This is a genomic window from Neobacillus niacini, assembly GCF_023715415.1.
Classification (GTDB): Bacteria; Bacillota; Bacilli; order Bacillales; family Cytobacillaceae; genus Neobacillus; species Neobacillus niacini_C.
This window is the reverse complement of sequence record NZ_JAMBOB010000006.1, coordinates 197499-209666: the sequence shown is the minus strand read 5'-3', so window position 1 is coordinate 209666 and position 12168 is coordinate 197499. Positions and strand designations below refer to the sequence as shown.

Here is a 12168-nt window from a genome sequence, read left to right as displayed (position 1 = left end):
TAATACAATGGAGAATTCCTTAGGATGTGAGTAAATGAGCAAGATTAAGATTGTCACGGATTCAACGATGGATATGACAAAAGAACAGGCTGACCAATTAGGTGTTGTGGTTGTGCCGTTATCCGTAACGATAAATGGAGAAACCTATTTAGACCGTGTAGAAATTCAACCTGCTGAATTTATGGAAACGATGAAGGGCTTAAAGGATTTACCGAAAAGTTCGCAGCCTTCCGCTGGAACCTTCCTTGAAGTGTATGACCGACTTGGGGAAGAAGGCTATGAAGTGATTTCTATACATATGACAGGTAAAATGAGCGGGACAATTCGATCTGCTGAAAGCGCTGCGCAAATGACGAAGACCAAGGTAAGTGTGGTTGACTCTGAGTTTATTTCGATTGCCCTTCAGTTCCAGGTTCGAGAAGCGGCGGAAATGGCGAAGCAGGGTAAAAGTGTTGAGGAAATCCTCAACCGCCTCGATACTGTCCGCCAAAACTCGAAGCTATATATTATGATAGATACATTAGAGAATATGGTGAAAGGCGGACGGATTGGGAAAGGGAAGGCCTTCATTGGTTCCTTACTCAATATTAAGCCGATTGCCTCACTAGAAGGTGCCGAATACAATCCAGTCGCAAAGGTCCGCAGTCATTCACAAGTAGTTAAATGGCTCACCAAGCAATTTGTAGAGGATGTAAAGGCAAAGACTGTCAAACGCGTGGGCATTGTTCATGCAGATGCACTTGAATTGGCTACAAAATTAAAAGACTCTATCATTGAATTAACAGGCTACACCGATATTTCTGTTGATCAGACTGGTCCAACAATCAGTACCCATACAGGACCAGGTACGATTGCAATCATGTACTACTATGAATAAAATGAGGATGGTGCAGCCTGCACCATCCTCATTTGTTAACTAACTGTATCTCAGAACCATGTACTGAAAACCCAAGCCGCTGCAAGTGCTTGCGAATCCCGCTCCGTTCCCACGTCTTCAGAATCAACACATCAAGTTTTTTTTTTGGATAAAAAATTCCGATATTGGTTATTTCTTCAAAATTCATCCCTTGACGCACATACTTTTCAATCAATTCGTCACGCTGATCAATCATCCCAATAAAATTTTTCATTGCACCTACAAATTCCTGTCTTGCAAAAACTCCTTTTTGATGACCAGTAATATAGGTTTCAGCATCCAATTCTAATAAAAGTTTACTAGATGCAATAAATTCATCAATATCCCCATCGGTTCCAAAGTACCATGGTCCAAAGGTGGTCATATCGAAATCACCGACATAGACAACGCCTAGTTCCGGAAAATAGGGAGAGGTATATCCTTTTGTATGCCCGGGTGTATGTAGAAAGTTTACCTTTACACCACCAAAATTGTATTCTTCATCGTATTGATACGTTCCAGAAATTTCTCCGAGGTTTTGGACCCATTTCCTTGGCATGAGCTTTTGCAAGGCTTCTACACCTTCAGGACCCCATTCCTGGTAGACTCCGTTTCCTTTCGCAATTCCTTCAATGGATTGAATGGTTTCAAACTCCAATGGATTTATCCATTTTTCAGTATCCTGAAACAAATGGTTATGCAATGTATGATCTGGATGGTAATGAGTGTTCACCACCAATTCCACTCCATATTCTTCATTTAATGCAAGTAGCTCTGCGGGGTCTGCACCGGTATCAATCAGTACCTTATCTTTACTATTAATATACAAGCTCCTTGAAAAAGGAACCTTACTATTATTAGCTCCTTCAATAATCATAATTGGACCAAAGCGCTTCATCACTTCTCACCTCAATTTTTACTTATCATAATATTCCGTCTTACTGAATGAATACTCATTCATGATACCATAACTTCTCTATTCAATAAACCATATTGCATGATGTCTATTGCTTTATCTGTGCAGAGTCGATTTTGGGTAAAAATAGAATATTTGGTAAAGCTATAAAAAATTGATTTTTCAAAGGTGCTGCCAATGTTTAAATGGATGTCAGGTAAGAAAACGCCCGAAGGAGAGAAGGCACATAGCTTACAAATTGATGAATTAAAGGAACAATTAAAAAAAGAACTAGTTGCATGTTCAGACTTAATGTTTCGAACCTTAAAAAGAAATGATAAAAAAATAGTAATTTGTTTTGTGAGCAGCCTGATCGATAAAACGGGTGTGGATGATTACATTCTAAAGCCAATTCAAGAGAATACACAATCAGGCTGGAGTGTGGAGGAGCTCGCACAAATTCTTCCAATAACTGATTTAACAGGGGCTAATCAATTAAATGAAATTGTTATGGCCTTAATCGATGGGAAAACGTACATTTATTCGGAAGGAGAACCATTCGGTTTTCTAGCCAATTTAAGTAATACGGTAGAAAGAAGTTTATCACATGCAGAAACGGAATCACTTGTATTTGGTCCGAAAATTGCGTTTACCGAATCACTCCTCGGGAATGTCAACATAATCAGGAACAATATTAAAGATCCCAATTTATGTATGGAAGATTTAGCAATTGGAACCAGGTCAAAAACGAGTGCCAAACTCGTTTATATAAAGGGCATTGCTGATGAAGCAAATATTAACACATTCAGACAAAGAGTGAGTCAACTAGAGATTGATCATGTGCAAGGGACCACAGTGCTTGGCCAGTTGATTGAAGGGAACAGCTGGTCTGTTTTCCCCCAATTGATGACAACCGAGCTTCCTGACCGGATTACACTTGCATTAATGTCTGGAAGGGTTGCCGTCTTAATGGACCGTAGTCCAGATGCCCTTTATGGTCCAACACCTTTTTTTACTTTTTTTGAATCAACTGAAGATGTCTATATGCGTTGGAATATGGGATTTTTCTTACGGATTTTACGCTTAGTAGCCACCTTTTTATCCGTACTATTGACTCCAGCTTATGTAGCAGTTCTGACCTATCATTATGAAGTTATTCCATCACCATTACTTGTGTCATTGGGTCAATCAAGGTCGAATGTACCATTTCCACCGGTCTTTGAAGCCTTTCTTCTTGAATTTGTTATTGAATTATTACGTGAGGCCGGAGCAAGGCTGCCAACAAAGGTCGGTCAGACGATGGGTATCGTAGGCGGTATCGTTATCGGACAAGCGGCGGTAGAAGCAGGATTTACAAGTAATATTTTGATCATTATTATTGCATTAAGTGCCCTGGGCTCATTTACGACTCCTAGTTATTTGATGGGTACAGCCATCCGGATTATTCGCTTTCCCATCATACTAATGGCTGGCTTTTGGGGGGGGATTGGAATTATGGTCGCATTTTGTTTTTTCATCATTCACCTTTTGAAATTGGATACATTAGGCAGGCCCTATCTTGCACCAATCTATCCTTTGAACTTGAAGGATTTGGGGTATAGTATATTTCGATTTCCGAGTCAATTTCTTTCCTACCGTCCTGTAACAAACCAGCCTGAAGATAAAGAGAGATATTCGGCAAAAAAAGCGAAAGAGAAAAAGGATGTAGATGAATAGGAGCGGTCAAAAATGAATGTGAATTTACATCCAAAGGAAGGAATACTTTTTAGCGCTTATCTTTTATTTTTCGTCATACATGGCGTGCAAACTGGGGTAGGAATTGTAGGGCTGCCAAGAATTGTGTTCTTAGAAGCAAAACATGACGCATGGATTTCAGTTTTGGTAGCGGGAGTCCTTACTTCTATTGTTCTATGGTTTATAATAACGATGCTTAAGCAATACGATAGTGCTGATTTGTATGGTATCCATGTAGATGTATTTGGGAAATGGGTAGGGAATTCACTTAGCATCATTTACATGCTATACATGGTTGGCAGTTTTTTTATTATTTTTATGAATTATATTGAAATTGTTCAAGTATGGATATTTCCTAACTTAGCAACCTGGCAGCTTGCTCTCGTTCTTATCTTTTTGACAGTGTATGCAGTATTTGGTGGAATCAGAATTATAGTAGGAGTTGCGTTTCTTTCTGTCGTTGGTACGATGTGGATTCTAGTGGTTGCATTTGTTCCGTTACGGTATGCTGATTTCAGTCATTTATTTCCCATTATGAATATTGGTTTTGGGGAACTCCTTAAAGGAGCAAAAAGTACCACCCTTTCCATGATGGGTTTTGAATTAATCATGTTTGTTTATCCCTATGTTAGGGAAAAGAAAAAAAGCATGAAGTATGTTCAAATTGCCAATATGTATACCACCTTCCTCTCGGCTTTTGTGACACTTATTTCGATTGTGTTTTTTGCCGGGGATAGCTTAAAAGCCACAATCTGGCCCGTACTATCCATGTTTAAAATTGTCCGTCTTCCCAATCTAGAGCGATTTGAATTTATCGCTGTATCTTTTTGGATGTTAATTATTTTACCTAATATGTGCCTCTATTTGTGGGCAGCATCAAAAGGGTTTTCGAGAGTGCTAAAGAGAAAGCAGAAAACGGGAGTCTGGGTTTTTGCCATCCTGGCTTTTGGGGCAACCTTTTTCATACAAGCAAGATATCAAATGAATATGGTGACAGATTTGGTTGCAAAATCAGGGTTCTATGCTGTGATATGCTATCCTGTGTTTCTATCTATTATTGTCCTTGTGAAAAAATGGTGGACAAAGAGGAGAAATAGTCATGCAAAGGCGTCATAAATGGAAATTAATCATGGTGAATATTGCATGTGTCTTGACCTTGTGTAGTTGTGTGGAAACCAAACAATTGGAGAAATTGGGACTAATAACCGCTCAGGGTTATGATTTAGAAAAAGAAAATGAAATTAAAGGAACAGTCGTGGTTCATAAGTTTGATCCGCTAGCAGAAAATTTGACAAAGGTCATCACGGTTAAATCACATACAAGCAAAGCATTACGACAAGAGCAGAATCTTGAAATCGACCAAAAGCTCGTAACTGGGCAGCTTCGTTGTGTGATTTATAGTAAAGAGCTGGCGAAAAGAGGACTTTCGCAGCTCGTTGATGCTCTAAATCGTGATCCTACAATTGGGAATATGGTTTATTTAACAGTTGCAGACGACGATGCATTATCGATAGTGAATATAGATCAGAGTAAACTTAAGGTTAACCTAGGGACCTATTTATATAATTTAATTAAACAAAATGTTGAAAGTGAACAGCTTACATCTCCTACACTGCATGAATTTAATCATAATTTACAGGACCATGGGAAGGACCCCGTATTGCCAATATTAAAACTTAAAGGTGAAGGCGTGACCATTTCGGGAATAGCTCTCTTTAAAGGTGATCGTATTGTAGGTGAATTGCCAAGTAACAAGCTCTTTTATGCAAAAGTACTTTATGATAAGTATAAATCTGGGACTCATGAGCTGGGATTTAACCGTTCTCATTTTAAACAAATTATTAAGAATCAAGGCCGAGAAAATAAGGAGGTATACGATAGGTTATTTATCAGTATTGATAATATTCGAAGCCATGCGAAAATTAAATTGATTGACAAAGAGAAACTTCTTTTTAGAGTGGAGGTTACCTTAGATTCTCGTTTACTTGAAGCAACCGAGCCACTAGATTTAACTTCCACTAAAAACATCAAGTTTATTGAAAAAAAAATAAACAAAGAAATGGAAAGTCAAATCAAACAGCTGCTTGAATTTTTCAAAAAGAAACAGGTTGACCCTATTGGCATTGGGAATGAATATATGGCTAATTCACGTGAAAAACCACTCTCTAAAAAGGAATGGAGAGAATTGTATAAGGATGCAAAATTCGAGGTGCGCGTAGATAATACCATTGTGAAGACAGGAGTCATTGACTAAAAGCGCTTTCCTTTCCTCTTTCCCGAATCTTTGTTAAACTAATCACATAAAGAATAAAGGTTACGGGGGATATTATATGAAACATCAATTTTACTTTTTACTATTCATAATTAGTATACTGATACTATCAGCTTGTGGACAAAAAGGGATTGAGAACCCACTGGATTATCCGGTGAAGGATTTTAAAGCTGTGACACAAGAAAATAAGCCATTTGAAAAGAAGAACTTGGACGGAAAGATTTGGGTAGCAGACTTTATTTTCACCAATTGCGCAGATGTTTGTCCGCCAATGACGGCAAACATGACCAAGCTGCAAAAAATGGTCGAGGACGAAAAGTTGGAAAACGTAGAGTTTGTATCATTTAGTGTCGACCCTACTGTAGATACACCCGAAAAACTCACAGAGTATGCGACGAACTTTGGACTGAAGGATGATAATTGGACATTCTTAACGGGGTATTCACAAGAATTTATTGAGACCTATGCAAGAGAAACATTCAAAACTTTAGTAAAAAAACCACAAGAAGGTGACCAGGTTATTCACCAGACATACTTTTTCTTAGTGGGACCAGATGAAAAGGTTAAGAAAATTTACGATGGGTATCAAGAAGTACCGTATGATGAAATGATTAGTGATATAAAAGCATTGCAATAGACCTTTTTAAGAGGGTCTATTTTTTTGGAAAAGTATAGGATAAGGACTAGCATGTTTTGAATTATTTACTTCATGTTATAATATCATTAGTAAGAGGTGGTGAAGAAAATGAAAAAAGTTCTCACCCTCATTCTTTCGACTTTTTTCTTAAGTTCTTGCAGTCAATCCGATCGCTTGGAATTGCATAAAGAACGAACGGCCACGGCTGTCGTTTATGAAGAGGTTCCTGCCGATTTTATCCCAAAGGAGATAAGCATTATTTCCGCTGGTGATTCCTTAACAGAAGGTGTTGGCGATACTACAAAAACTGGAGGATACCTGCCTTACTTAAGAACTTTGCTCGAGGAAGAAAAGGGGATTAAGGAAGTTGATTTCTACAACTTCGGTGTAAAAGGGAATCGTACCACGCAGTTATTAAAAAGGCTTCAAACAGATGAGATAAAAGACAAACTTTCTACTGCGGATTTGGTCATATTGACCATTGGCGGCAATGACATTATGAAAGTAGTGAAGGATAATATCTCAAATCTACAGCTATCTGTCTTTGATAAGGAAAAAGAGGTATATATTAATAACTTATACCAAATCATGAATAGTATTATGCGTGCAAATCCCGATGCATATATTGTGTTGGTTGGGGTGTACAATCCATTTTCTCAATTTTTTTCTGATATTAAGGAACTCGACCAGATTGTTTCCGATTGGAACGTCGCCAGCCAAGGTGTCGTTGCTAATTATCAGAATGCTTACTTTGTAGGAATCGAAGATTTGTTTCAGAACCCAACAGAAAGTCTATTGCATAGTGATAACTTTCATCCGAATAATAAAGGGTATGAATTGATTGCACAGCGGTTAAATGAAACCATAGAAGAACGGACATTACCTGATCTCGTTAAGAAAGCGTATATGGTCAGTAAAGAGGAGAATTAGGCTTTCTATGAAAAATAAATGGAAAACGGGATTCTTTCTTATATTAGGGTTAAATCTTATTATTGTTATCATTCTTTTATCATTAATCATGGTTCCTGCCGATGAGAAGGTAAAACTTCAAACTATTCCGGACGACAAGAGTGTTTCTTTCCAGGTGAAGTCGAATAAGGCAGACTTAAATGTATTAATAAATCAGTATATTAAAAAGGAAGCGGCTGATTCACCGATAGATTACAGTATCCAGCTTCAGGATGAAGTGGAATTATACGGGACATTAAAATTCTTTAGTCAAGAAGTAGATTTAAAACTTACCTTCGTACCAGAGGCATTGGAAAATGGCGATTTAGTTTTAAAGCAGAAGTCGATTTCGGTAGGCAGCCTGCCGTTGCCAGTATCCTATGTATTGAAATTTATCAAAGACAATTATAAGCTCCCAAAAGGTGTAGACATTCTGCCAAATGATAAAATGATTCATGTACACATGGAGCAATTAAAGGTAAAGAGCGATGTAAAAATAAGGGCAAATAAGTTTGACCTAGTAAAGGATGATATTGCTTTTACGATCGTTGTACCCGTTGAATAAGGTGCCTCACACAGTGTGAGTCACCTTATTTTTGTTAATCCTTCAAAATCATTGCTTGCAATGCAGGCTCCTCAGTTGAAAGCCCAATTAAAACAATTGTATAGGTTTCATTTGGACGAAATTGCGCTTTTGGCATTGGCAGGATGATGTTTTTCGTTCCTGCTTCCCGAACCTCTAAATCCACTGTCATCGGCATAATACCTAAATAGTCTGTTGTCTGTTTGTATGAGATATTCGGAAAGACGACATCTCGGTTTTTCACAGCTATATCTAAGGCTCCTGTATCCGGTGATAAATGCAGAAAACGTATTTTTGATTCATTCATTGGTACTTCAGGCTGATTAAGGTAAGGCAGCAGGCGCAATTTTTTAACAGGATCGATGATTGCCAGTGTATAAGATTTATCAGGTTCAACGGTAATCTTCTTATTGAGTATACTATCGACCGAATTTCCGGTTGGGTAAATATCAATATGGTACTTTCCAGGCTTTAATGGCAGATAATTGCTAGCCACTCTAAAAGGAAGACGTTTCACTTTCATTTGACCATTGATATAAATGTCAACCTCGGGGGCATCAGGGGAAGTATGAAGGAACCGGACTCTGCCTTCAGTTTGGGATTGTTGAATAGTACGTTCCAACATCGCTTTATTCATATATTTTAGGTGTTTCAAATAGTAATGCATGTGTAGGTTTGGATTAGAGTATTTATAATTGTGAGCCATCAAATCATACATCGCAGCTCGTTGAAGATAATCAGAATGATTTCTATTTCCAGACATACCCTTATCTCCTTTCTTTCGTTCTTTACAAATTAATTTATTCAAGCATGTTTAGGTAGGTGTCTATATTTGGATTTTTTGTTTACAAATGGATAAAGATAACATATACTTAATACAAATAAGTCGGAAGGTGGGTGAAGTGTAATGTTAAATGAAAAAATGTTAATTGCCGTTTGTTTCAATAATTCTTGCACAGCCCGCAGGTTCACCCATTAGGGGAATCTATACCCATTATTCCTAGCGAATAAAACCATGGGCTGTGTCGCCTATGGTTTTTTATTATGCGAATTTATGGAGGAATATGGATGAATTTAACCAATATTGGATTAACTGAAAAAATTAATAATGATTTTCTAGTGCAAAAACAAAGTGAAGAGATGATTATTGGTCGTGTGGCCTTAGAACATAAGCATATGTATCGTGTATGGACGGAGCATGGAGAACTACTTTGCGAGGTTTCTGGAAAATTCAACTTTGAAGCGTTAAGCCGTGAGGATTATCCTGCGGTCGGGGATTGGGTTATGCTTAAATCCCGGGTGGAAGAAGGAAAAGGTACGATTTATTCGGTAATGCCGCGCTTCAGCAAGTTTTCACGTAAATCGGCGGGGCGAACAGCTGAAGAGCAAATTGTTGCGGCGAATGTGGATACTGTTTTTCTTGTAAACTCTTTGAATGATGATCTTAACTTAAGAAGAATAGAACGTTATTTGTTGCTCACGTGGGAAAGTGGTGCCAATCCTGTTATTGTTTTAAGTAAAGCCGATCTTTGTGAAAATATTGAAGAAAAGCTTGCAGAAGTGGAAGCTATTGCTTTCGGCGGAGTGCCAGTGATTGCGATCAGTGCAGAAATGAAGAGCGGAGTTGAAAAGCTTGAGCCTTACCTACAGCCTGGGAAAACCATTGCGTTATTGGGGTCATCGGGGGTAGGGAAATCAACCTTAACAAATTTGTTATTGGGTTCCAAAAAGCAGGCGGTTAAGGAGATTCGTGAAGGGGATGACAAGGGTCGCCACACCACCACACACCGCGAAATGATTCAACTGCCAAATGGCAGTGTCTTAATTGATACACCAGGAATGCGAGAAATACAGCTTTGGGAAAGTGCAGATGGACTAACCGAAACGTTTTCAGATATCGACGAGTTAGGTTTTAGATGCCGATTCCGAGATTGTAAGCATAAGGATGAGCCGGGCTGTGCGGTATTAGAGGCCATTGAAGAAGGTAATTTGGATGAAGGACGTTTAACCAGCTACAACAAGCTGCAAAAAGAACTCGCCTATATCGAAAGAAAAGCCGACAAACGTGCCCAAACAGAAGAACAGAAAAAGTGGAAGAACATCACGAAACAAACGCGACAAAAAAAGAAAATTAAGTAGAAGATTGCCGCCGAACCTGAAGAAAGGTTCGGCTTTTGTTTTAATCAGCAAATTGTATTTCTTTATAGAGATTAGGTATACTCATTAACATAGCAAATATATTCCAAAGGGGTGGGTATCATGGAAGAAAGTAAACAACTCGCTACATTTGCCGGAGGCTGTTTTTGGTGTATGGTGAAGCCGTTTGATGAACAGCCGGGAATTATCAGTGTCTTATCGGGATATACCGGAGGTCATGTCGAGAATCCTACATATGAGCAGGTTTGTTCAGAGGCAACGGGACATTATGAAGCCGTTCAAATTACCTTTAATCCAGAAATATTCCCATATGAAAGACTGCTTGAATTGTACTGGCAGCAAATCGATCCAACCGATCCTGGCGGTCAATTTTACGACAGGGGTCAGTCCTATCAAACCGCGATTTTTTATCATAATGAAAAACAAAAAGAGCTTGCTGAACAATCAAAGCAGAAACTGCAGGATAGAGGGATATTCACAAAACCAGTCGTAACGCCGATTTTACCAGCAAAAACATTCTATCCAGCAGAAGCTTACCATCAACACTACTACAAGAAGAATAGAGCTCATTATGAAAGTTACCACGTTGGTTCAGGGAGAGCTGGATTTATCCAAGCACATTGGGGGGAGAAAAAATGAAAAATAAGGAAGAATTAAAGAAAGAATTATCGCCCATTCAGTATGAAGTAACGCAAAATAACGGAACAGAACCTCCTTTCCGAAACGAATATTGGAATGAAAGTAGAGATGGAATTTACGTAGATTTGGTATCTGGAAAGCCGCTTTTTAGCTCACTTGATAAATACGATGCTGGCTGCGGGTGGCCGAGTTTTACCAAGCCAATTGTAGAAGAAGAAGTAATCGAAAAAGAGGATTACAGTCATTTCATGGTTCGAACTGAAGTAAGAAGTAAAACCGCAGATTCCCATTTAGGTCATGTGTTCAATGACGGACCAGATCCAAATGGATTACGTTACTGTATAAATTCTGCAGCCTTACGTTTTATTCCAAAAGAGGAATTGGATGAGCAAGGCTACGGAGCTTATAAGAAACTATTTGACGAGAAATAGAAAAGCCGCGAACTTCGCGGCTTTTCTTATTTTCCTTTTACCTTGGAAGTGGAGGTCATGCCACCTGAAAGAATAAATTTCATTGCATCCTCTGGCTTAACATCAATAATTTCGACTTGCTCCTTAGGAATTAAAAAGGTAAATCCGGCAACTTGAAAGGTTTGTGGAACATAAACAGCTACATGGTCCTTGAGCGGACTGTAGAAATCCTCCAACTGTTCAGAAGTAATAAATCCCATACTTCGCATTTCCGTTCCAGGAATGACAACCAGCGCCACTTTTGAGAAAGACTTTTTCTCCCCCAAAAAGGATTGAACCGTATCTTTAATGACAGAGTAGATGGTTTTGACAACAGGAATTTTTTCAAGCCATTTATCGATAAGCTTAATAATGCTGCCTGTAATAAATTTTGTTGATAACCAGCCTAACAACGTTATTAAAACGATGGTCGTCAGCAAGCCAATCCCAGGAATATAATCATCCTTTAAATAAGGTCTCAATGTGTTTCCGAGCAGTCCATCGAGGAATAGAAACGTTTTGTAAATAACAAAGATTACAAGAATAATGGGAACAATAGTCAAAATACCGTTAACAAAGCTCTTCAAGAGAGTTTTCATTCTATCACCTACAATTTTATCATTGATTCTCATAATATAGGCGAATGCACAGACAGGTCAAGTACCTATTACATAAAGTAAGAGTGTTAACAGATAAAAACCTTAAGGAGTGAATAAGTATGTATGGACATGGATTTGGTGGTCAAGATTGTTGTGGATTTGGTTATGCAGGACCTGCAGTAGGTGGATGTGGGTATGGATATGGCACTTTCGTATTAATCGTGGTGTTGTTTATCCTATTAATCATCATCGGCGCTAGCTGGTGCTAACCACTAAAAGACTCAGGTGAAAAGCCTGAGTTTTTTGTTATTTTCTAAAAAAGAGCAAAACACGAACGATAGGATTTTAATTTTATTAATA

Annotated in this window: 14 protein-coding genes; 11 read left to right on the top strand and 3 right to left on the bottom strand. The window is 38.4% G+C overall.

Going from position 1 to position 12168, the window contains the following annotated elements:
* Positions 1-34: 34 nt before the first annotated feature.
* Positions 35-877, top strand: a complete 843-nt coding sequence (locus tag M3189_RS15675) for a DegV family protein (protein WP_251635010.1) — start codon at positions 35-37, stop codon at positions 875-877.
* Positions 878-905: 28 nt separating this feature from the next.
* Here M3189_RS15675 and M3189_RS15670 read toward each other — a convergent pair whose 3' ends face one another.
* Positions 906-1793 (bottom strand): MBL fold metallo-hydrolase, encoded by an 888-nt coding sequence (locus M3189_RS15670; protein WP_251635009.1) that lies wholly within the window; start codon positions 1791-1793, stop codon positions 906-908.
* A gap of 195 nt (positions 1794-1988) precedes the next feature.
* On the opposite strand from M3189_RS15670, the gene M3189_RS15665 reads away from it, so the two are divergent.
* From M3189_RS15665 to M3189_RS15640, 6 genes are all read left to right on the top strand, one after another.
* Positions 1989-3506 (top strand): spore germination protein, encoded by a 1518-nt coding sequence (locus M3189_RS15665; RefSeq protein WP_251635008.1) that lies wholly within the window; start codon positions 1989-1991, stop codon positions 3504-3506.
* 12 nt (positions 3507-3518) lie between these two features.
* Positions 3519-4640 (top strand): GerAB/ArcD/ProY family transporter, encoded by a 1122-nt coding sequence (locus M3189_RS15660; protein ID WP_251635007.1) that lies wholly within the window; start codon positions 3519-3521, stop codon positions 4638-4640.
* Positions 4624-5778, top strand: a complete 1155-nt coding sequence (locus tag M3189_RS15655; RefSeq protein WP_251635006.1) for a Ger(x)C family spore germination protein — start codon at positions 4624-4626, stop codon at positions 5776-5778. Before M3189_RS15660 ends, M3189_RS15655 begins: the two co-directional genes overlap by 17 nt.
* 76 nt (positions 5779-5854) lie before the next feature.
* Positions 5855-6433, top strand: a complete 579-nt coding sequence (locus tag M3189_RS15650) for an SCO family protein (RefSeq protein ID WP_251635005.1) — start codon at positions 5855-5857, stop codon at positions 6431-6433.
* Between the two features lie 108 nt (positions 6434-6541).
* The gene (locus tag M3189_RS15645) at positions 6542-7363 is read left to right on the top strand and encodes an SGNH/GDSL hydrolase family protein (RefSeq protein ID WP_251635004.1); all 822 of its coding nucleotides are present in this window, start codon (positions 6542-6544) and stop codon (positions 7361-7363) included.
* Between the two features lie 7 nt (positions 7364-7370).
* Positions 7371-7946: a YpmS family protein gene (locus M3189_RS15640; RefSeq protein WP_251635003.1), complete on the top strand. Its 576-nt coding sequence runs from the start codon at positions 7371-7373 to the stop codon at positions 7944-7946.
* 34 nt (positions 7947-7980) lie between these two features.
* On the opposite strand, the gene M3189_RS15635 is transcribed toward M3189_RS15640, so the two are convergent.
* Positions 7981-8727 (bottom strand): DUF4397 domain-containing protein, encoded by a 747-nt coding sequence (locus M3189_RS15635; protein ID WP_251635002.1) that lies wholly within the window; start codon positions 8725-8727, stop codon positions 7981-7983.
* A 305-nt stretch (positions 8728-9032) separates the two neighbouring features.
* Here M3189_RS15635 and rsgA point away from each other — a divergent pair, with 305 nt between their 5' ends.
* The 3 genes from rsgA to msrB all read left to right on the top strand — a co-directional run bounded on the left by rsgA (position 9033) and on the right by msrB (position 11191).
* Positions 9033-10103, top strand: coding sequence for a ribosome small subunit-dependent GTPase A (gene rsgA / locus M3189_RS15630; RefSeq protein WP_435368091.1), 1071 nt, complete (start codon positions 9033-9035; stop codon positions 10101-10103).
* A 120-nt stretch (positions 10104-10223) separates the two neighbouring features.
* A complete protein-coding gene (gene msrA / locus M3189_RS15625) occupies positions 10224-10760 on the top strand; it encodes a peptide-methionine (S)-S-oxide reductase MsrA (protein ID WP_251635001.1) in 537 nt (178 codons plus the stop codon).
* Entirely contained in the window at positions 10757-11191 is a 435-nt protein-coding gene (gene msrB, locus M3189_RS15620; RefSeq protein WP_251635000.1) for a peptide-methionine (R)-S-oxide reductase MsrB, read from the top strand. Before msrA ends, msrB begins: the two co-directional genes overlap by 4 nt.
* A gap of 26 nt (positions 11192-11217) precedes the next feature.
* Here msrB and M3189_RS15615 read toward each other — a convergent pair whose 3' ends face one another.
* Positions 11218-11808, bottom strand: a complete 591-nt coding sequence (locus M3189_RS15615; protein WP_251634999.1) for a DUF502 domain-containing protein — start codon at positions 11806-11808, stop codon at positions 11218-11220.
* Positions 11809-11927: 119 nt separating this feature from the next.
* Here M3189_RS15615 and M3189_RS15610 point away from each other — a divergent pair, with 119 nt between their 5' ends.
* Complete coding sequence (locus M3189_RS15610) at positions 11928-12077, top strand: YjcZ family sporulation protein (protein ID WP_251634998.1); 150 nt, start codon at positions 11928-11930, stop codon at positions 12075-12077.
* The last annotated feature ends 91 nt before the right edge of the window (positions 12078-12168 follow it).